This is a genomic window from Ruegeria jejuensis, from assembly GCF_041537905.1.
In the GTDB taxonomy this organism is placed as follows: Bacteria; Pseudomonadota; Alphaproteobacteria; order Rhodobacterales; family Rhodobacteraceae; genus Ruegeria_C.
On record NZ_JBGRUO010000006.1, the window covers coordinates 120,840 to 140,793 of the forward strand.

Sequence of the window (19,954 nt, forward strand, 5' to 3'; positions counted from 1 at the left end):
CAATCCGTACCACTTAAGGTCTGATTCAACACCACCGATGTCGGATTTGAGAATACCCAAGAGGTGAATTTGTGTGAATTCTGGCAAAAAAGGTCCGATTCATGCGATATTCCGGCTTCAAGGTCATCAAAGAGGCGCTCACCGGTCACCAAGGCTGGAAACCGGCCTGGCGCGATCCCGAACCCAAGGCGCATTATGACGTCGTGGTGATTGGCGGTGGCGGCCATGGGCTGGCCACAGCGCATTACCTCGCCAAGGTCTATGGGCAGCGCAACGTCGCGGTGATCGAAAAGGGTTGGATCGGCGGCGGCAATGTGGGGCGCAACACCACCATCATCCGCTCGAATTATCTGCTGGATGGCAATGAACCCTTCTATGAATTCTCGCTGAAGCTGTGGGAAGGGCTGGAACAGGACCTGAACTATAACGCGATGGTCAGCCAGCGCGGGATCATCAACCTGATCCACACGGACGCGCAGCGCGATGCCTATACCCGGCGCGGCAATGCGATGATCCTGAACGGGGCCGATGCGGAACTGCTGGATGCCGAGCAGGTGCGCAAGGAATATCCCTATCTGAACTTCAACGACGCGCGTTTTCCGATCAAGGGCGGGCTGGCGCAGCGGCGCGGCGGTACGGTACGCCATGATGCGGTTGCCTGGGGCTATGCCCGGTCGGCCGACAGCCATGGCGTCGACATCATCCAGAATTGCGAGGTCACCGGGTTGCGGATCGAGGACGGCAAATGCCTTGGCGTCGAAACCTCAAAGGGCTTCATCGGCGCAGGCAAGGTCGGCTGTGCGGTTGCGGGCAACTCGGGGCGCGTGATGGGGATGGCCGATATCCGGCTGCCCATCGAAAGTCATGTGCTGCAGGCCTTCGTCTCTGAAGGTCTCAAACCGGTCCTGCCAGGCGTGATCACCTTTGGCGCGGGGCATTTCTATGTCAGCCAGTCTGACAAGGGCGGGCTGGTCTTTGGCGGCGATATCGACGGCTATAACACCTACGCCCAACGCGGCAATCTGCCGGTGGTCGAGGATGTGTGTGAGGGCGGTATGGCCCTGATGCCGATGATTGGCCGCGCGCGGCTGCTGCGGATGTGGGGCGGGATCATGGACATGTCGATGGATGGCTCGCCGATCATCGACCAGACCCATATCGACGGGCTCTATTTCAATGGCGGCTGGTGTTATGGCGGGTTCAAGGCAACCCCGGCCTCGGGCTATTGCTTTGCCCATCTTTTGGCGCGGGATGAACCGCATCCCACCGCCACCGCCTATCGGTTGGACCGGTTCCGCACCGGTCGCATGATCGACGAAAAAGGCGTGGGCAACCAGCCCAACCTGCATTGAGGGGAACGACACCATGATTATCGACCACCCCTTGCTGGGTCCGCGCGACAGCTCGGAATTTGTCTATCTCGGCGACGCATCGCTGATCGAGCGGCCCGACTGGCAGGCCGAGAACGCGGCAGAGGCCTTTTACGACTACGCCTATCTGCGCGACAATCCCGCCGGGGAACATCGCGAGCTGTGGTTTCACGAAAGCGGCGACCGGTCCTGGCTGGTGGTCACGCGCAATACCATGACCCATGAGATTTCAAAGGTGGAACTGGCCCGCGACGTGGCCCGGGCTCGGGGGCGATCCAAATGACCCAAGGCAACAGGCTGAGCGGCGGCCAGATCGACCGCAATACGACCCTGAATTTCAAGTTCGACAACCGCAGCTATAGCGCCCATCCCGGCGATACGCTGGCCTCGGCCCTGCTGGCCAACAACGTGCGGCTGATCGGGCGGTCGTTCAAATATCACCGCCCGCGCGGGTTGCTGACGGCTGGCTCCGAGGAACCCAACGGGATCGTTGAACTACGCTCGGGCAACCGCCAGGAACCCAACACCCGCGCCACCACGATCGAGATGTTTGACGGGCTTGAGGCACGGTCGCAGAACCGCTGGCCCAGCCTGAAATTCGATGCTCTGGCGATCAACGACCGGTTCTCGAATTTTCTGACGGCGGGCTTCTACTACAAGACGTTCATGTGGCCCGCGGCGTTCTGGGAAAAGCTCTATGAGCCGATGATCCGCCGTGCCGCCGGGCTGGGGTCTCTGTCGATGCAGGAGGACCCCGACGAATATGACAAGGGCTTTCGCCATTGCGACCTGCTGATCATCGGGGCCGGTCCCGCCGGCCTGATGGCGGCGCTGACTGCGGGGCGTGCCGGGGCGGATGTCATTCTGGCGGATGAGGATTTTGCGCTTGGCGGGCGGCTGAACAGCGAGAGCTTTGCCCTGAACGACAGCGCTGCCAGCGATTGGGCGGCACAGGCCGTGGCTGAGCTGTCGTCGCTGCCCAATGTACGCCTGATGGCACGCACAACGGTGATCGGCGCCTTCGATCACGGCATCTATGGCGCGGTCGAGCGGACCGGCGATCATCTGGCCAGCCTGCCCGCAGGCAAGCCACGGCAGATCCTCTGGCGTATCTATACCAAACGCAGCTTGCTCTGCGCGGGCGCAACTGAACGCCCGATCGCGTTCGAGAATAACGACCGGCCCGGCATCATGCTGGCCAGCGCCCTGCGGACCTATGCCAACCGGTTTGCCACCACGGCGGCGCAGCGGGTGGCGGTCTTTACCAATAATGATGACGGGCACCGCACCGCCGCCGATCTGTACGCCAAAGGCGTCAAGATCTCCGCCGTGATCGATGTGCGCCCGGATGCGCCGATCAATCACGACTATGAAGTCCTGCGCGGCGCGCAGGTCGCCGACACCAAGGGGCGTCTGGGCCTGAGCTTTGTCGAGGTTGCCCTGGCCGACGGGTCGACCCGGACCCTGGAATGCGGCGCGCTGGGTGTGTCGGGCGGCTGGAACCCGAATGTGCATCTGACCTGCCATCAGCGCGGACGCCCGGTCTGGAACGGCGATCTGGCCGCCTTTGTCCCCGGCGCTGATCTGCCACCAGGTCTATCGGTTGCAGGCGCGGCCAACGGCGCATTCTCTACCCATGATGCGCTCCGCTCCGGTGCCGAAGGCGCGATGACGGCGCTGGATCTGAAAGGCCCCCTGCCCGATCTGCCCGCTGCCGAGGATGCACCCGCATCACAAACACCGTTCTGGTATGTGCAGGGCTGTTCCCGCGCCTGGCTTGATCAGCAAAACGACGTGACAGTCAAGGATGTGAAGCTTAGCCATCAGGAAGGCTTCCGCTCGGTCGAGCATCTCAAGCGCTATACCACGCTGGGCATGGCCACCGATCAGGGCAAGACCTCGAACATGGGCGGGCTGGCGATCATGGCCGAGCTTGCGGGCAAGTCCATTCCCGAAACCGGCACCACCATTTTCCGCCCGCCCTATACCCCCGTCCCGATTGCCACTTTCGCGGGCCGGATGAAGGGTAAGGAGTTCCACCCGACCCGCCTGACACCTTCGCATTACTGGGCCAAGGAGCGCGGCGCTGTGTTTGTCGAGGCTGGCAACTGGCTGCGTGCGCAGTGGTTCCCGCTGCCGGGGGAAACCCATTGGCGGGAGTCAGTGGATCGCGAAGTGCGCCAGACCCGCGCCTCGGTCGGGGTGTGCGACTGTACCACTCTGGGCAAGATCGACGTGCAGGGCGGTGATGCGGCAGCCTTCCTGAACCGAGTCTATTGCAACGGCTTTGCCAAACTGGCCATCGGAAAAACCCGCTATGGTCTGATGCTGCGCGAAGACGGGATTGCCATGGATGACGGCACCGCAGCGCGTCTGGCCGAGGATCACTTCGTCGTCACAACCACCACGGCCAACGCCGTAAGTGTCTATCGCCACATGGAATTTGTCCGGCAATGCCTGTTCCCGGACATGGATGTGCAACTGATCTCCACTACCGAGGCCTGGGCGCAATATGCCGTCGCCGGACCCAACGCACGCAAGCTGCTGCAAAAGATCGTCGATCCGGAGTTCGACATCTCGAACGAAGGTTTCCCCTTTATGGCGTGCGGCAACATCACCGTCTGCGGCGGGTTGCGGGCGCGTCTGTTCCGAATTTCCTTCTCGGGCGAGCTGGCCTTTGAAATCGCCGTGCCGTCCCGCTATGGCGATGCGCTGATGCGGCGTCTGATGACCGAGGGCGCGGAGTTTGACGTGGTGCCTTATGGCACCGAGGCTCTGGGTGTCATGCGGATCGAAAAGGGTCACGCGGCGGGCAACGAGCTGAACGGAACGACAACGGCGCTGAACCTCGGCATGGGCCGGATGGTGTCCAAGAAGAAGGACAGCATCGGCTCGACCTTGTCCGAACGCGAAGGGCTGAACGAACCGGATGCGCTGATGATGGTCGGTATCAAGCCGGTAAGCCAAGGCGACAAGATCACCGCTGGTGGGCATCTGATGGATGCTACTGGCCCGGTCGATGCGGCCCATGATCAGGGCTATGTCACCTCGGCCGCCTTCTCGCCCGCGCTGGAGTGTCATATCGGCCTGGGGTTCCTGAAAAACGGCGGCGCACGCATGGGCGAGAAGATGCGCCTTGTGTCGCCCGTGACCGACCTGACCGTGGAGGTCGAAATCGTCTCGGCCCATTTCGTCGACCCAGAGGGAGAACGGCTTCGTGCATGATCTGGTAGCAATCACCGCCCTGGGCGGATCAGAGCCCCGCGTCGATACGGCAGGCACAGTCACCTGCAGCGAAGTGCCCGGCGTGGCACTGGCCTCCGTCGCGGCGCGGCTGGGGCAGGAAAAGAAGGCGGCAAAAGCGCTGGCCAAGCTGACCGGCGCCCCTGCCCCCGGTATCGGACGGTTCGAGGGTACGCCTGTCATGGCTTTCTGGACCGGGCCGGATCAGTGGATGACCGAGGCACCATTCGAAAGCCACGAAGATCTGGCAGAGCAGGCAAAGGCAGCGCTCGGCGATACGGCCTCGGTTTCGGAACAAACCGACGCCTGGGCGCGGTTCGATCTGAGCGGTGCGGATGTTCTTGCAGTGCTGGAATTGCTCTGCCCGCTGGACACACGCAAGATGGCCGAAGGTGAGGCCGCGCGCGCGTCGATCCATCATCTTGGGTGTTTCGTCCTGTGTCGAACGCCCGAGTTGTTCAGCATTTATGGCCCACGCTCTTCGGCCGGGTCGCTACATCATGCCATCGTGGCGGCGATGAAATCCGCGCTCTAAGGCGCTGATCAGATCGACGGCAGCGGGGTGTTCCCTTCGACCCGGAACCGATTGGTCCGGCGGCGATCCTCGCTGGGGCTGAGGCCGAAAGCCGACCGGTAATGCGTCACCAGCGGTGCGACAGACCCATAGCCGATGGCCAGGGCAATATCCGCCAGCGGGTCCTTGGTATAGACCACCATCTGGCGTGCAGCCTTCATCCGCATGGCGCGGTAGTAATGGCTCGGGCTTCGACCTGTGGCCTGCTTGAAGGCACGCTCGATCTGGCGCGGGGTCACGCCAGTCTGCTGCGCCACATCCGCGATCGAGATCGGCTCGCTGATATGACTGGCAAACAGATCAACGCAGCGCGCAACCAGCGGCGGCAACCGGTCTCCGGTATCGGGTGAACTGGTGCTGGGCACCTGTTGGCGCACACCTTTGCCGCGCATCATCGGATGCTGAAACCAGCAGGCAACTTCATGCGCGACATCGCCGCCCAGCCGGTCTTCGATCAGGTGCAGAGCCAGGTCAAAGGCCGCCGCCGCGCCTGCGGCAGTGTAGCGGGTCGCATCAGTAACGATCACCTCGCAGCGGGCATCCATCTCCGGGAATTCGGCCTCGAACGCAGCCTCATAGCACCAATGGACCGAGACGGGATGCCCCGTCATCACGCCTGATCGCACGAGCGGAAAGACACCGCCGCTGATGCCACCCAGAATGGTGCCGTGCCGAGCGAGGCTGCGCAGCACGCCATTGCCATAGCCGGGATCGGCAAAGCCGGATGTCGGGCTGCTGAGCAGGAACAGGATATCGATGGGCTGACATTCCGACAGCGAGCGTTCGGCCTCGAACCGGACTTCGGCGCTGGAGCGAACTTTCTGACCGCGCTCGGTGATCAGCGACCAGCAAAACGCCCCCTGCCCGGCAATCTCGTTTGCGGCCCGCAGAGGCTCGATCAAGGAGGTCAGACAGGCCATCGGGAACCCGTCAAAGAGCAGAAATCCGATCTCGATTCTCTTTTCTGTCAGCATGATTATTTTACTATCAGGAAATGCCGGTGCTAAGGTAGACCGAATTGGTTTGGACAGATCAGCACATCACCCTGCGAAGCGGGCTTGGCGGAGTGTAGCAAGGCTTTGGCACGATGAAATCAAAGAAAAACGAAGCAGAAATGGCGGCAAAGCTGACGCAGGATCCACATTCGGTTCGGACAGGCGAGCGCGAAAAGGTTCTCGAAGTTGCCATCGGTCGCGAGGTGCGCGCCTTTCGTAAACAGCAAAACATCACGGTGGCGGAACTGGCGCAGCTGACCGGGCTATCGATCGGGATGCTTTCCAAGATCGAAAACGGCAACACCTCTCCGTCGCTGACGACGCTGCAATCGCTGGCCCACGCGCTTTCGGTGCCGTTGACCGCCTTTTTCCGGCGGTTTGAGGAACGGCGCGAGGCGGTGCATACCAAGGCGGGCGAAGGTGTCGAGCTGGAACGCGAAGGCACCCGCGCCAACCACCAATACAACCTGTTGGGCCATATCGGCGCCAACGGCTCCGGCGTGATCGTCGAACCCTATCTGATCACGCTGACGGTGGAATCCGATGTGTTCCCGACCTTTCAGCATGGCGGGATCGAGACGATTTATATGCTGGAAGGCGAAGTGGATTATCGCCATGGCGACGAGGTCTACCCCCTGCAACCGGGCGATACCCTTTTCTTTGACGCCGATGCACCACACGGGCCGGAACGGCTGGTCGCGCTGCCCGCGCGCTATATCTCGGTGATCAGCTACCCGCAGACAAACTGACGGACAAAACCACGGCGCAGGGCCCTGGTTTCCAAGCTCGTTTCGCGATTGATCAGGTCTGATCCGGCTCCGGCGGCAGGCAATGGGTGCACAAAAATCATCCATTCATTGCCTATTAGGAAAATAACTTTCCTGTAATTATTGATGTTCTTCGCCATTATTGATAGCGTCGAATCGCAATGAAACTCACAAGGAGAGCTGCCTGCCATGTGCGGAATTGTCGGACTATTCCTTAAAGACCAGTCACTTGCGCCCAAGCTGGGCGACATGCTGACGGACATGCTGATCACGATGACAGATCGCGGCCCGGACAGTGCCGGAATTGCGATCTATGGCGATGAAACGCAGGGCAAAACCAAACTGACCGTTCAGTCTCCGAACCCGGATGAGGATTTTGCCGGACTGGCCGAAGATCTGGGCCAGCACTTGGGCGCGAGTGTGACGCAGTCGATTATCGACACTCACGCCGTCCTGGACATACCGGGCGATCAGTTCGAGGCCGCGCGCGCAGCCCTGGCCGAAATCCGCCCCTCGGTGCGGCTCATGAGCCGGGGCGAGACCCTTGAGATTTACAAAGAGGTCGGCCTGCCCAAGGATGTGGCGGCCCGCTTCAACCTCAGCGGCATGAGCGGCACCCATGGCATCGGCCACACCCGCATGGCGACCGAATCTGCGGTGACCACGATGGGGGCGCACCCGTTCAACACCGGCCCGGATCAGTGCCTGGTCCATAACGGCTCGCTGTCCAACCACAACTCGCTGCGCCGTAAATTGCGCCGCGAAGGCGTGACCATCCAAACCGAGAACGACACCGAGGTCGGCGCCGCCTATCTGACCTGGAAGATGATGAACGGCGCGACACTGGGCGAGGCGCTGCAATCCAGCCTCGATGATCTGGACGGGTTCTTTACCTTTGTGGTTGGCACCAAGGACGGCTTTGGCGTTGTCCGCGATCCGATCGCCTGCAAACCCGCAGTGATGGCGGAAACCGATCAATATGTGGCCTTTGGCAGCGAATACCGGGCATTGGTGAACCTGCCCGGCATAGAAGAGGCCCGCGTATGGGAGCCCGAGCCCTCAACGGTCTATTTCTGGTCCCACAATGACAGCCCCACGACCCACGAGAAGGCCGCCTGACATGCAGACTTATGACCTGGAAGCAAACGGCCTGCGCGGTTTGAACGCGGCCCTGCAGGCGCAGAGCACCGAAACCAACCAGACAAGCTGGGAGGTTGTGAACCCCAAGGGCAGCCACGCCATTGCCGTTGGTCTGGACGCGCCGATTGAGGTAACCGTCAAAGGCTCGACCGGCTACTACTGCGCCGGCATGAACCAGCAGGCGACGGTGCGGGTCGAAGGCTCGGCCGGGCCGGGTGTGGCGGAAAATATGATGTCCGGTCAGGTGATCGTCGACGGCGATGCCAGCCAATATGCCGGGGCCACAGGCCATGGCGGATTGCTGGTGATCAAGGGCAATGCCAGCTCGCGCTGCGGCATCTCGATGAAGGGCATCGACATCGTCGTGCATGGCAATATCGGCCACATGTCAGCCTTCATGGCGCAGGCGGGAAATCTGGTGGTGTGCGGCGATGCGGGCGATGCGCTGGGGGATTCGCTCTATGAGGCGCGCCTGTTCGTGCGCGGCTCGGTCAAAAGCCTCGGTGCCGATTGCATCGAAAAAGACATGCGCCCCGAACATCTGGAGATCCTGAAAGATCTGCTGGACCGTGCGGGAAGCGACGCCAAACCGGAAGAGTTCAAGCGCTATGGCTCGGCCCGTCAGCTTTACAATTTCGACGTCGACAATTCCGCCGCTTACTGAGGAAGAAGGGTATGAAAGATATGGACGATCAGATCCCCCGCACCCTGCCGATCCAGTCGGCGACATTCACCAACCCGATCAATGCCGAAATCCGCCGCGCTGCGGCCACCGGCATTTATGATATCCGGGGGGGCGGTGCCAAACGCCGGGTGCCGCATTTCGACGATCTGCTGTTTCTGGGTGCCAGCGTCAGCCGCTATCCGCTGGAAGGCTACCGCGAGCGCTGCGATACCTCGGTGACACTGGGCACGCGCTTTGCCAAGAAGCCGATCCAACTGGACATCCCCATCACCATCGCGGGCATGAGCTTTGGCGCGTTGTCAGGCCCGGCAAAAGAGGCTCTGGGCCGGGGCGCGTCGGCAGCGGGAACCTCGACCACCACTGGTGACGGCGGCATGACTCCCGAGGAACGTGGCCATTCCACCAAGCTGGTCTATCAGTACCTGCCCTCGCGTTATGGCATGAACCCCAACGACCTGCGCAAGGCCGATGCGATTGAGATCGTTGTTGGTCAGGGCGCAAAGCCCGGTGGCGGCGGTATGCTGCTGGGCCAGAAGATCTCCGACCGCGTGGCCGAGATGCGGACCCTGCCCAAGGGCATCGACCAGCGTTCGGCCTGTCGCCATCCCGATTGGACCGGGCCGGATGATCTGGAAATCAAAATCCTTGAGCTACGCGAAATCACCGACTGGCAGGTGCCGATCTACGTCAAGGTTGGCGCGACCCGCCCCTATTACGACACCGCGCTGGCGGTAAAGGCCGGGGCCGATGTGGTTGTCATGGACGGCATGCAGGGCGGCACGGCGGCGACGCAGGACGTGTTCATCGAACATGTGGGCCTGCCTACCTTGTCCTGCATTCGCCCTGCCGTTCAGGCGCTGCAGGACCTCGGCGTGCATCGCGAGGTGCAGTTGGTGATCTCGGGCGGTATCCGCACCGGTGCGGATGTGGCCAAGGCGCTGGCCTTGGGCGCGGATGCGGTGGCGATCGGCACCGCCGCGCTGGTGGCGCTTGGGGATAATGACCCGAAATGGGAATCCGAATACCAGAAACTGGGCACCACCACCGGTGCTTATGATGACTGGCACGAAGGTCAGGACCCGGCGGGCATCACCACGCAGGACCCGGACCTTGCCACACGCCTCGACCCGGTTGATGCCGGACGGCGGCTGCGCAATTATCTGAAGGTGATGACGCTGGAGGCGCAGACCATTGCCCGCGCCTGTGGCCACAACCACCTGCACAATCTGGAACCCGAGGACCTCTGCGCCCTGACGATGGAGGCCGCCGCCATGGCGCGCGTCCCACTGGCCGGAACCACCTGGTATCCCGGCAAAGAGGGGTTCTGAACACATAGCGCGCGGCTCTCGGATGGGGGCCGCGTTTTTTGCATTCAAAAACCAACAGGGAAAGGAAAGCGTATCGTGACGACAGATCTCGCAGCTTTCGCAAAAGAAAAAGGCGTCAAATACTTCATGATCTCGTTCACCGACCTGTTCGGTGGGCAGCGGGCCAAACTGGTCCCCGCGCAAGCCATTGCCGAGATGCAGGAAGATGGCGCAGGATTTGCCGGGTTCGCCACCTGGCTAGACATGACGCCCGCGCATCCCGACATGCTGGCCGTGCCGGACCCGTCCTCGGTCATTCAATTGCCCTGGAAACCCGAGGTTGCCTGGGTCGCGGGCAATTGCGTTATGGAGGGCGAGGATGTGGCCCAGGCCCCGCGCAACGTGCTGCGCCGCCTGATCGACGAGGCCGCCGAGATGGGCCTGCATGTCAAAACCGGCGTCGAGGCCGAGTTCTTTCTGCTGACCCCCGAGGGCGACCAGATCAGCGACCCGTTCGATACCGCCGAAAAGCCGTGCTACGACCAGCAGGCGGTGATGCGCCGCTACGAGGTGGTGCGCGAAATCTGTGACTACATGCTGGAACTGGGCTGGGGTCCCTACCAGAACGACCACGAGGACGCGAATGGCCAGTTCGAGATGAACTGGGAATTCGATGACGCGCTGAAGACCGCTGACAAGCACAGCTTTTTCAAGTTCATGACCAAATCGGTTGCCGAAAAGCACGGATTCCGCGCCACCTTCATGCCAAAACCGGTCGAGGGTCTGACCGGCAATGGCTGCCACGCCCATATCTCGGTCTGGGACGCGCCGGGTGATGCGGCAAAAACCAACGTGTTTGCCGGTGAAGGCGATGGGCCGACCGGTGAGGTTGGTCTGGGCGAACAGGGCAAGTATTTCCTCGGCGGTATCATGAAACATGCCAGCGCGCTGGCGGCGATCACCAACCCGACGGTCAACAGCTACAAGCGGATCAATGCGCCGCGCACCATGTCAGGGGCCACATGGGCGCCAAACACGGTGACCTGGACCGGCAACAACCGCACCCATATGGTCCGCGTCCCCGGACCGGGCCGGTTCGAGCTGCGCCTGGCCGATGGCGCCGCCAACCCCTATCTGCTGCAAGCGGTGATCATTGCCGCGGGCCTGTCGGGCATCCGCAGCAAGGCCGATCCAGGACGGCGCTATGACATCGACATGTATGCCGAGGGTCACACTGTCAAGGACGCGCCGAAACTGCCGCTCAACATGTTGGATGGCCTGCGTGAATACGACAAGGACACCGAGTTGAAGGCGATGATGGGTCAGGAGTTTTCCAGCGCCTTCCTGAAGATGAAGCATCAGGAGTGGAATTCCTTCGTGTCTCATTTCTCACGCTGGGAAAAAGAGCATACGCTGGATATCTGATCTGACCGGGATGGGTTTTCCTGTCGGGCCGCAGCTTACGCTGCGGCCCTGTTTCTCTCAGCCCTTTTGCAGGGCACGATGGTTCCGGTTGCGTCTTAGGCGGTGAGGCCTTCGGGTTCTGGGAGCCCGTTTGCGCGGCAGGCGGCTGTGAGGGTGTTGGCCAGCAGGCAGGCGATGGTCATGGGGCCGACGCCGCCGGGAACCGGGGTGATGGCGCCGGCGACCGCAGCGGCGCTTTCGTAGTGGACGTCGCCGACCAGGCGGGTCTTGCCCTCTCCTTTTTCCGGCGCGTCGATGCGGTTGATGCCCACGTCGATCACCGTCGCACCCGGCTTGATCCAGTCGCCGGGCACCATTTCGGGGCGGCCCACGGCGGCCACGACGATATCGGCGCGGCGGACTACGTCGGGCAGGTCCTTGGTGCGCGAATGCGCGATGGTCACGGTGCAGCTGTCGCCCAGCAAAAGCTGCGCCATCGGCTTGCCGACGATGTTGGAGCGGCCCACGACGACCGCATCCAGACCGGACAGCGAGCCGTGATGGTCGCGCAGCATCATCAGGCAACCCAGCGGCGTGCAGGGCACCATGGATTTCTGCCCCGTCCCCAACAGCCCCACATTCGAGATATGGAACCCGTCCACATCCTTGGCCGGGTCAATCGAGTTGATCACCAGATCCTCGTTCAGATGGCCGGGCAGCGGCAGCTGCACCAGGATGCCATGCACCGCCGGGTCAGCGTTCAACTGATCGATCAGCGCCAGCAGGTCCGCCTCGGACGTGTCCACATCCAGCTTGTGCTCGTAGGAGTTCATGCCGACCTCGACGGTCATCTTACCCTTGGAACGGACATAGACCTGGCTGGCCGGGTCCTCGCCCACCAGCACCACCGCCAGGCCGGGCGTGATCCCGTGGTTGTCCTTCAGTGTCGCCACATGCTCGGCCACCTGCCCGCGCACCTGTGCGGCAAAGGCCTTTCCGTCGATGATTTGCGCGCCCATTCGGGTCTCCCCCTGCTCGGACCCCGGCAGGACAGCCCCGCCCGTGGTCATGGATTTCAATCGCGGCCGAGCACGCGTTCTTCGCGCGCGATCGACCAGTCAATCAGGATGCGCCAGAGCTGTTCGGCCAGATCGGGGTCCAGCCCGGACTGGCCCGCCTTGGCGCGGACATTTGCCACCACCTCTTCGACACGGTCCGGGATGCGGGCGGGCAGACCTTCACCGGGTTTGAGCTGCGAGGCGCGGTCGATATAGCGCGCGCGTGTCCGCAGCATGTCCACCAGCTGTTGATCAAGCCTGTCGATCTGGACCCGCAGATCCTGCATCGTCTCGCAGTCCTGCGGCGCTTTCAGAGGGGGCATCAAACTCTCCTGCGGCCCGGAACACTCTCCCGGGCCACGGGATGTCTTATTTGGCGGCCTAGAACAAGCCCTCGATCTGACCTGCGTCGTTAAGTCTGATGCTCTCAGCCGCCGGTGTGCGCGGCAGGCCCGGATAGACAAAGCCCGGCATACTCAGCAGCCCAAGCCTCGAGCTCTATCGGATCAGGATTGCCCGAAAATCATTGACGTTGGTTCCGGTCGGGCCAGGCGCAAACAGGTCTCCGACCGCCTCGAAAGAGCTGTAGGCGTCGTTATTGCCCAGATCTGCTGCCGGGTCGCGTCCCGCGGCGCGCAGCCGGGCGCAGGTAGTGCCGTCGGCAAAGGCGCCTGCGTTATCCTCGGACCCGTCGATCCCGTCCGTGTCCGCCGCCAGCGCGGTAACACCCGCCACCCCGTCCAGTTCTGCCGCCAGTGACAGCAGGAACTCGGAATTGCGCCCGCCACGCCCGGTACCCCGTAGCGTCACCGTGGTCTCGCCACCGGACAGGATCACCACCGGCTTGCTGAACGGGCGGTCGCGGCTCAGGACTTCGCGCGCGATCGCGCCATGCACCCGCGCCACCTCACGCGCCTCGCCCTCGATGGCGTCCGACAGGATCACCGCCGGCACGCCCCCTGCCTCGGCCCGCGCCGCGGCGGCCTCAAGCGAAATCGCGGCCGAGGCGACGACCCGCACCTCATGCCCGGCAAAAACCGGATCTGCAGGGTCCGGCGCATCCGCTTCGGGGCGCTGTATATGGGCCAGAACCGCCTCGGGCAGATCAATCCGGTGGCTTTCGATCAGCCGCAATGCGGCCACGCGCGATACTGCGTCGGGCACGGTCGGGCCAGAGGCCACCTGCGCCGGGTCGTCGCCGGGCACGTCCGACACCACTAATGAGACAACTTTTGCCGGATGTGCTGCTGCCGCCAGCCGCCCGCCCTTGATCCCGCTCACATGTTTGCGGATCGCGTTCATCACCGAAATCGGCGCGCCCGAGGCCAGCAACACGGTGTTCAGCGCCTGCTCATCCGCCAGCGTCAGCCCCTCGGGCGGACAGGGCAACAAGGCGGACCCCCCGCCGCAGACCAGCGCCACCACCAGATCATCGGGCCCCAGCCCCGACACCGCCTGAAACAGCGCCTGGGTCGCTTCTTGCCCCGCCGCGTCGGGTACCGGATGTGACGCTTCCATCACGCGGATATGCGCGCATTCCGTGCCATAGCCATAACGCGTGACCACCACGCCCGAGACCGGGCCGGGCCACAATTGCTCGAACGCGCGCGCCAGCTGCGCGGCTCCTTTGCCCGCACCAATCACCACGGTCCGCCCTTTGGGGGGCTCTGGAAGGTGCGGCGCCAGCGCCGCAACCGGATCAGCGGCCTCAACGGCGGCATCAAACAGAGCGGCAAGAAATTCTCGTTCGTTCATGACCTGTCCGATTTTGAAGAAACCCACACCCCCGCCGACCGGCGAGCGCTTTGACGCCACTGTTACCTTTACGCAACGGAAATCAAGCCCGAACATCACCGCGCGACCGGCATGCAACCGCCGATGCGCCGAACCAGCAGGAACTCCCCTTGACTGAATGTCGCAGGTAGGGCGATCAGAGCTACCAATATCGAAACCGGGCGCATTTCAACCCGGAGGGGGGACATCAATGACGCAACTGCACGCGCCAGCCAAACGCGATGCCGACGCCACACGCGCGCGCATCCTCGAGGCGGCCCGAACCGAATTTGCCCGCTCCGGACTGAGCGGGGCACGTATCGACGACATCGCCGAACGCGCCCAGGCCAACAAGCGGATGATCTACCACTATTTCGGCAACAAGGAGGCGCTTTTTACCGCCGTGCTTGAGGCCGCCTATCAACATGTCAAAGCCGCCGAGGCGCAGCTGGACCTCGACAGCCTGAGCCCGCGTGACGCGCTGGAGCGGCTGGTACGCTTTACATGGGACTATTATCTGGAAAACCCGGAATTCATGGCGCTGGCCAATAGCGTGAACCTGCATCGCGGGCGCCATATCCGCTGCCTCGACACGCCGCGAAGCGCGCAGGGCCTGATCGATCTGGTCGCGGGAATCCTTGACCGGGGCCGGGCCGAGGGCGTGTTCCGCGCCGGGGTCGACGCGACGCAGCTGACCATCACCATCGCCGCGATCGGTTGTTATTACCTGTCCAACCGGTTCACCGGGTCGCATCTGTACCAACGGGACATGATGGCGCCAGACGCGCTGGAGGCACGCCTGGCGTTCAATTTGGATACTATTTACCGGCTGGTCGCCCGCTGAGACCGCCTCAGGCGGCCAGCGTTTGCATGGAGTCGCCCCCGCTCAGCTCCAGCTGCTCCTGCTTGAGGCAGGCGTTGAAGCTCATGTGCAACTGCTTGAGCTGATCCAGATCCCAGTCATAAGAAGCGATCTGCTGGGTCAGCGTGAACAAGCGCGGGGCCAGATGGTCGCGTGCAGCCTGATAGGCGCGCGCATCTCCCGGCGTGACCGACAGCGCATTGGCCAGCCGCTGGGCATCCAGAAACGCATCCGTAATGCCATGGGCGGTGGCCGGGTCCTTGAAATACCCCGCATCCCCCACCAGCGCCCAGCCCGGCCCGGCGCAGTCGCGCAGATGGCTGGGTGCACCTGCGTAGCGACGCAGCCGTTCGACCGGACCGCGCGCCGCCAGTTCAGCGGCCAGATCCGCATTCCAATGTGACAGCATCTGCACAGCGCCACCAAAGGCATCGAAGTTGAACCACTGGCGCATGGCGCGCGGATCACAGGCGGCAAAGAAACAATGCGCCCCGTCATTGGTCGGGATCAGCCCGGCAGAAATCCGATTGCCGAAAAACCAGCGATAACCCTCATTCGACAGACCATCGACATAGGAATAGATGCAGGCCGCGCGTGTTTCCGAGTGCATTGTGGATCGCGCGCCTACCATACCCGCCAGGCTCGACTGGCGGCCATCCGCGCCGATCACGATTCCGGCGGAAACGGGCTCGACAGCGCCGGATTTCAGCCGCAACGACACCCCGCAAACCCGGCCGTTCAACTGTTTCTGTACGCCGACCAGCGTGACGCCGGTATGCAGCTCGACCCCGGCCTCCCACGCGGCATCGCGCAGCACCCGGTCCAACAGCCAGCGCCGCGGCGCAAAAAGTCCGGCAACCCCGCCTTCGGGCTGCACCGGCACATCGATCACATCCTGCCCGTATTGAAACCGGGTCTGACGGACCAGCGGCGTGCCCGCGCGGGTGATCTGGCCCAGCAAACCCCAGTTCTTGAGCAGCGACACGGCAGGCCGGGTCAGTGCATGGGTGGACAGGGTATCCTGACTGCCATCCTCGCGGTCGACCAGCAGCACCCGCGCACCGGCGCGGGCCAGCAGCAGGGCGGTGGCCGCGCCTGCGCAACGAGCGCCGATGATGATGGCGTCATAGTGAGAGCGTGAAAAAACCTGGGTCATTGGAAAACTCCTGTTCAGTGCAACTTTGATCATGCCCTCAGCCTGCGCAGTTCGACGCGCGCAGTCTTGAGGAGGAGGTGAGGAAAGTCTGGATTTTTTCTGAAAACCAATGGGGGAACACATTGCGCTGCGCCCCTTCACCTGCAGCAAGCTGCCGGTTTCCGCCATTTTCCGCGAACTTCAGGGGTTAGAACCAACTCCACTGATTTAACGCTTAATCGCCGGGAAAATGACTTCGATCAAGTCGCAGGCGTTGCAGAACCGTTAGCCAGAGCAGATCAGCAAGAACCTTCGGGTCACCAGTCAATGAGTCAACTGACCAGCAGACGCGCGTTTCTCGGCGCTCGGCTCCTCCGGGAAGATACCCGTTCCATCCGGCCACCCGGCGCTATGGCTGTGGGCTTCGGTGATCTTTGCACAAGATGTGGCGACTGCGTTCCTGCCTGCCCCGAAGGGATCATCATCATCGACGCAGACGGCTATCCCGTGGTAGAGTTGACCAAAGGGCCGTGCACGTTTTGCGGTGATTGTGCAGAATCCTGCGCCACCGGAGCGCTGGCGCGTGATCGCCTGACCGACTGGCCCTGGCGTGCTGAGATAACGGGCGGCTCCTGCCTGTCTATGCAGGGTGTCAGTTGCCGCCTCTGTCAGGACAGCTGCGAGAGTGATGCAATTCGCTTCGACCTGCGGCTTGGCGGGCGGGCGAACCCAAATCTGGACCTCGACACCTGCATCGGGTGCGGGGCCTGCGCCCATGCCTGTCCCGTCGGGGCCATCAAACTCGAACGCCACGCCACCCAACAGTCGGAAGACCTTCAATGAACATATGCGGTTGCCTCATCCATGTTACCCCGGAGCGCGCCGATCCCGCGCGACTGGCCATGACCGAAACGCCCGGCGTCGAGATCCACGCCGCCGCCGATGATGGCCGCTTTGTCGTCGTCGTCGAAGATACGCCCACCCGATTGGCCTCGGAAACCATCATGGATCTGCACCAGATCCCCGGCGTGGTTTCCCTCAGCCTGACCTACCATCACTTCGAAGATATCGCGGCGGCCCGTCCGTGACCCGATGCCCCAAGCCAACCGCCCAGCAGGAGGCCCATGCCATGACCATTTCTGAATCCCGCCGCACATTCCTCAAGGCCTCGGCTGCCGCCGCAACGGCCTCAGCCGCAGGCATCCCCCTGGCCACGGGCCAGGCAAAGGCCCAGGCCTCCGCCGATATCCGCTGGGACAAAGCGCCCTGCCGGTTCTGCGGCACTGGCTGTTCGGTTCTGGTCGGCACCAAGGACGACCGGGTCGTGGCCACGCAGGGCGATCCGGACGCGCCGGTCAATCGCGGTCTGAACTGCATCAAGGGCTATTTCCTGTCCAAGATCATGTATGGCGAGGACCGCCTGACCACGCCGCTCTTGCGCAAGACCAACGGCGTTTACGACAAGAATGGCGAGTTCGAACCGGTCAGCTGGGACGAAGCCTTTGACGTGATGGCGCAGAAGTGGAAAGAGGCGCTGGCCAAAAAAGGCCCGACCAGCGTCGGCATGTTCGGATCGGGCCAGTGGACCGTCTGGGAAGGCTACGCCGCCGCCAAGATGATGAAGGCCGGGTTCCGGTCCAACAATATCGACCCCAATGCACGGCACTGCATGGCCTCTGCAGTTGTCGGCTTCATGCGCAGCTTCGGCATCGACGAGCCGATGGGCTGTTATGACGACCTTGAGCATGCCGACACCTTCGTGCTCTGGGGCTCGAACATGGCCGAGATGCACCCGATCCTGTGGTCGCGCCTGACCGACACGCGCCTGACCAAGCCGGGATGCGAGGTGCATGTGCTGTCAACCTTCGAGCATCGCTCGTTCGAGCTGGCCGATAATGGCATGGTCTTCAACCCGCAGACCGATCTGGCGATCCTGAACTATATCGCCAATTACATCATCCAGAACGGCGCGGTGAACGAAGAGTTCGTCAAAAACCACGTCAACATCACCAAGACCGCGACCGATATCGGCTATGGGCTGCGTGATGCCCACGCGTTGCAGCAAGACGCCGAAAACCCCAATTCCGGTAAGCAGGAGCCAATCAGCTTCGAGGAATATGCCGAGGCGGTCGCGCCCTATACGCTGGAATACACGTCCGAGCTGTCGGGTGTTCCGGCGGATAAGCTGGAAAGGCTGGCGCAACAATATGCCGACCCCAACCGCAAGGTCATGAGCCTGTGGACCATGGGCTTCAACCAGCACACGCGCGGGTCCTGGGTGAACTCGCTGATGTATAATGTGCATCTGCTGGTCGGCAAGATCTCGGAACCCGGCAACTCGCCTTTCTCGCTCACCGGTCAGCCCTCGGCCTGTGGCACCGCGCGTGAGGTCGGCACCTTTGCCCACCGTCTGCCCGCCGACATGGTTGTGGCCAATGACGAGCACCGCAAGATCTGCGAAACCGCCTGGAAGATCCCCGAAGGCACCATTCCGCCCAAGCCCGGCTTCCATGCCGTGCTGCAGCACCGCAAGCTGAAGGATGGCGAGTTGAACGCCTATTGGGTGCAGTGCAACAACAACATGCAGGCCGCACCCAATATCAACGAAGAAGGATATCCCGGCTATCGCAACCCGGAAAACTTCATCGCCGTCTCGGACCCCTATCCGACCGTCACCGCCGTCTCTGCCGACCTGATCCTGCCGACCGCCATGTGGGTCGAAAAAGAAGGCGCCTATGGCAACGCCGAACGCCGCACCCAGTTCTGGCGCCAGCAGGTGAACGCACCGGGTGAGGCAAAGTCGGACCTGTGGCAGGTGATGGAATTCTCCAAACGCTTCGCCATCGAAGAGGTCTGGGACGAAGAACTGCTGGCCAAGATGCCCGAACATCGCGGCAAGACCATGTTCGACGTGCTTTTTGCAAATGGCACGGTGGATCAGTACCCGCTTTCCGAGACCGCCGAAGGCTTCGCCAATGACGAATCCGAGCATTTCGGCTTCTACGTCCAGAAAGGCCTGTTCGAAGAATATGCTGATTTCGGACGCGGCCATGCCCATGACCTTGCGCCGTTTGACACCTACCATCAGGCGCGCGGGCTGCGCTGGCCGGTCGTGGACGGCAAGGAAACGCTCTATCGTTTCCGCGAGGGCTATGACCCTTACGTGAGCGCCGGGTCCGATGTGGAGTTCTATGGCCACAAGGATGGCAAGGCCAAGATCATCTTTGCCCCCTATGAACCCGCCGCCGAAGAGCCTGATGAGGAATACGATCTGTGGCTCAGCACCGGTCGCGTGCTGGAACACTGGCATTCCGGCTCAATGACCCGCCGGGTGCCGGAACTGCACCGGGCCTATCCCGCCGCCGTCGTCTATATGCATCCCGAGGATGCCAGAGACCGGGGTCTGCGGCGCGGCCAGGAAATCGTCCTGTCCACCCGCCGGGGCGAGGTCACCAGCCGGGTCGAGACGCGCGGTCGCAACAAGGTGCCGCGGGGTCTGGTCTTCATGCCCTGGTTTGACGAGGGCCAGTTGACCAACAAGCTGACGCTGGACGCGACCTGCCCGCTGTCGAAAGAGACAGACTACAAGAAATGCGCCTGCAAGGTCGAGCGCGCGTAGCCGGCACGGATCGCAAAGGTAG

The 19,954-nt window shown here is 62.6% G+C and carries 18 protein-coding genes; 13 read left to right on the top strand and 5 right to left on the bottom strand.

Annotation, left to right across the window (positions count from 1 at the left end):
• The first annotated feature begins 101 nt into the window (after positions 1-101).
• The 4 genes from AB1E34_RS09360 to AB1E34_RS09375 are packed head-to-tail and all read left to right on the top strand — an operon-like array spanning position 102 to position 5,148.
• A complete protein-coding gene (locus tag AB1E34_RS09360) occupies positions 102-1,352 on the top strand; it encodes a sarcosine oxidase subunit beta family protein (RefSeq protein WP_372572071.1) in 1,251 nt (416 codons plus the stop codon).
• A gap of 13 nt (positions 1,353-1,365) precedes the next feature.
• On the top strand, positions 1,366-1,653 hold the full coding sequence (locus AB1E34_RS09365) for a sarcosine oxidase subunit delta (protein WP_372572072.1): 288 nt from the start codon (positions 1,366-1,368) through the stop codon (positions 1,651-1,653).
• Positions 1,650-4,595 (top strand): sarcosine oxidase subunit alpha family protein, encoded by a 2,946-nt coding sequence (locus AB1E34_RS09370; RefSeq protein ID WP_372572073.1) that lies wholly within the window; start codon positions 1,650-1,652, stop codon positions 4,593-4,595. The genes AB1E34_RS09365 and AB1E34_RS09370 overlap by 4 nt, the downstream gene beginning before the upstream one ends.
• Complete coding sequence (locus AB1E34_RS09375; protein WP_372572074.1) at positions 4,588-5,148, top strand: sarcosine oxidase subunit gamma; 561 nt, start codon at positions 4,588-4,590, stop codon at positions 5,146-5,148. The genes AB1E34_RS09370 and AB1E34_RS09375 overlap by 8 nt, the downstream gene beginning before the upstream one ends.
• Before the next feature lie 8 nt (positions 5,149-5,156).
• Here AB1E34_RS09375 and AB1E34_RS09380 read toward each other — a convergent pair whose 3' ends face one another.
• A complete protein-coding gene (locus AB1E34_RS09380) occupies positions 5,157-6,161 on the bottom strand; it encodes a GlxA family transcriptional regulator (protein ID WP_372572075.1) in 1,005 nt (334 codons plus the stop codon).
• Positions 6,162-6,274: 113 nt separating this feature from the next.
• On the opposite strand from AB1E34_RS09380, the gene AB1E34_RS09385 reads away from it, so the two are divergent.
• From AB1E34_RS09385 to glnT, 5 genes are all read left to right on the top strand, one after another.
• Complete coding sequence (locus AB1E34_RS09385) at positions 6,275-6,931, top strand: helix-turn-helix domain-containing protein (protein ID WP_372572076.1); 657 nt, start codon at positions 6,275-6,277, stop codon at positions 6,929-6,931.
• A gap of 207 nt (positions 6,932-7,138) precedes the next feature.
• Positions 7,139-8,068, top strand: a complete 930-nt coding sequence (locus tag AB1E34_RS09390; protein ID WP_372572077.1) for a class II glutamine amidotransferase — start codon at positions 7,139-7,141, stop codon at positions 8,066-8,068.
• Between the two features lies 1 nt (position 8,069).
• Positions 8,070-8,753, top strand: a complete 684-nt coding sequence (locus tag AB1E34_RS09395; RefSeq protein ID WP_372572078.1) for a GltB/FmdC/FwdC-like GXGXG domain-containing protein — start codon at positions 8,070-8,072, stop codon at positions 8,751-8,753.
• A gap of 20 nt (positions 8,754-8,773) precedes the next feature.
• Positions 8,774-10,102 (top strand): FMN-binding glutamate synthase family protein, encoded by a 1,329-nt coding sequence (locus AB1E34_RS09400; RefSeq protein ID WP_372572182.1) that lies wholly within the window; start codon positions 8,774-8,776, stop codon positions 10,100-10,102.
• Between the two features lie 75 nt (positions 10,103-10,177).
• Positions 10,178-11,506, top strand: a complete 1,329-nt coding sequence (gene glnT / locus AB1E34_RS09405) for a type III glutamate--ammonia ligase (protein ID WP_372572079.1) — start codon at positions 10,178-10,180, stop codon at positions 11,504-11,506.
• Between the two features lie 95 nt (positions 11,507-11,601).
• Here glnT and folD read toward each other — a convergent pair whose 3' ends face one another.
• The 3 genes from folD to AB1E34_RS09420 form a co-directional block, all read right to left on the bottom strand.
• Positions 11,602-12,504: a bifunctional methylenetetrahydrofolate dehydrogenase/methenyltetrahydrofolate cyclohydrolase FolD gene (gene folD / locus AB1E34_RS09410; protein ID WP_372572080.1), complete on the bottom strand. Its 903-nt coding sequence runs from the start codon at positions 12,502-12,504 to the stop codon at positions 11,602-11,604.
• A 56-nt stretch (positions 12,505-12,560) separates the two neighbouring features.
• A complete protein-coding gene (locus tag AB1E34_RS09415; RefSeq protein ID WP_372572081.1) occupies positions 12,561-12,866 on the bottom strand; it encodes a chorismate mutase in 306 nt (101 codons plus the stop codon).
• Positions 12,867-13,041: 175 nt separating this feature from the next.
• On the bottom strand, positions 13,042-14,298 hold the full coding sequence (locus AB1E34_RS09420) for a glycerate kinase type-2 family protein (RefSeq protein ID WP_372572082.1): 1,257 nt from the start codon (positions 14,296-14,298) through the stop codon (positions 13,042-13,044).
• A 229-nt stretch (positions 14,299-14,527) separates the two neighbouring features.
• On the opposite strand from AB1E34_RS09420, the gene AB1E34_RS09425 reads away from it, so the two are divergent.
• Positions 14,528-15,160, top strand: a complete 633-nt coding sequence (locus AB1E34_RS09425; RefSeq protein WP_372572083.1) for a TetR/AcrR family transcriptional regulator — start codon at positions 14,528-14,530, stop codon at positions 15,158-15,160.
• A 7-nt stretch (positions 15,161-15,167) separates the two neighbouring features.
• Here AB1E34_RS09425 and AB1E34_RS09430 read toward each other — a convergent pair whose 3' ends face one another.
• Positions 15,168-16,334, bottom strand: a complete 1,167-nt coding sequence (locus tag AB1E34_RS09430) for an NAD(P)/FAD-dependent oxidoreductase (protein WP_372572084.1) — start codon at positions 16,332-16,334, stop codon at positions 15,168-15,170.
• A 306-nt stretch (positions 16,335-16,640) separates the two neighbouring features.
• Here AB1E34_RS09430 and napF point away from each other — a divergent pair, with 306 nt between their 5' ends.
• Genes napF through napA form a run of 3 tightly spaced genes read left to right on the top strand, consistent with a single transcriptional unit; the run spans position 16,641 to position 19,932 of the window.
• On the top strand, positions 16,641-17,156 hold the full coding sequence (napF, locus tag AB1E34_RS09435) for a ferredoxin-type protein NapF (protein WP_372572085.1): 516 nt from the start codon (positions 16,641-16,643) through the stop codon (positions 17,154-17,156).
• Positions 17,153-17,401 carry a chaperone NapD gene (locus tag AB1E34_RS09440; protein WP_372572086.1) on the top strand — a complete coding sequence of 83 codons (249 nt, stop codon included), beginning with the start codon at positions 17,153-17,155 and terminating at the stop codon, positions 17,399-17,401. The genes napF and AB1E34_RS09440 overlap by 4 nt, the downstream gene beginning before the upstream one ends.
• Before the next feature lie 41 nt (positions 17,402-17,442).
• Entirely contained in the window at positions 17,443-19,932 is a 2,490-nt protein-coding gene (napA, locus tag AB1E34_RS09445; RefSeq protein WP_372572087.1) for a nitrate reductase catalytic subunit NapA, read from the top strand.
• Positions 19,933-19,954 lie beyond the last annotated feature (22 nt).

Bases quoted from the DNA above. Each gene is read 5' to 3' on its own strand.
- AB1E34_RS09360 (WP_372572071.1), top strand. From the start codon at position 102: ATGCGATATTCCGGCTTCAAGGTCATCAAAGAGGCGCTCACCGGTCAC.
- AB1E34_RS09365 (WP_372572072.1), top strand. From the start codon at position 1,366: ATGATTATCGACCACCCCTTGCTGGGTCCGCGCGACAGCTCGGAATTT.
- AB1E34_RS09370 (WP_372572073.1), top strand. From the start codon at position 1,650: ATGACCCAAGGCAACAGGCTGAGCGGCGGCCAGATCGACCGCAATACG.
- AB1E34_RS09380 (WP_372572075.1), bottom strand. From the start codon at position 6,161: ATGCTGACAGAAAAGAGAATCGAGATCGGATTTCTGCTCTTTGACGGG.
- AB1E34_RS09385 (WP_372572076.1), top strand. From the start codon at position 6,275: ATGAAATCAAAGAAAAACGAAGCAGAAATGGCGGCAAAGCTGACGCAG.
- AB1E34_RS09390 (WP_372572077.1), top strand. From the start codon at position 7,139: ATGTGCGGAATTGTCGGACTATTCCTTAAAGACCAGTCACTTGCGCCC.
- AB1E34_RS09395 (WP_372572078.1), top strand. From the start codon at position 8,070: ATGCAGACTTATGACCTGGAAGCAAACGGCCTGCGCGGTTTGAACGCG.
- AB1E34_RS09400 (WP_372572182.1), top strand. From the start codon at position 8,774: ATGGACGATCAGATCCCCCGCACCCTGCCGATCCAGTCGGCGACATTC.
- folD (WP_372572080.1), bottom strand. From the start codon at position 12,504: ATGGGCGCGCAAATCATCGACGGAAAGGCCTTTGCCGCACAGGTGCGC.
- AB1E34_RS09415 (WP_372572081.1), bottom strand. From the start codon at position 12,866: ATGCCCCCTCTGAAAGCGCCGCAGGACTGCGAGACGATGCAGGATCTG.
- AB1E34_RS09420 (WP_372572082.1), bottom strand. From the start codon at position 14,298: ATGAACGAACGAGAATTTCTTGCCGCTCTGTTTGATGCCGCCGTTGAG.
- AB1E34_RS09425 (WP_372572083.1), top strand. From the start codon at position 14,528: ATGACGCAACTGCACGCGCCAGCCAAACGCGATGCCGACGCCACACGC.
- AB1E34_RS09430 (WP_372572084.1), bottom strand. From the start codon at position 16,334: ATGACCCAGGTTTTTTCACGCTCTCACTATGACGCCATCATCATCGGC.
- napF (WP_372572085.1), top strand. From the start codon at position 16,641: ATGAGTCAACTGACCAGCAGACGCGCGTTTCTCGGCGCTCGGCTCCTC.
- AB1E34_RS09440 (WP_372572086.1), top strand. From the start codon at position 17,153: ATGAACATATGCGGTTGCCTCATCCATGTTACCCCGGAGCGCGCCGAT.
- napA (WP_372572087.1), top strand. From the start codon at position 17,443: ATGACCATTTCTGAATCCCGCCGCACATTCCTCAAGGCCTCGGCTGCC.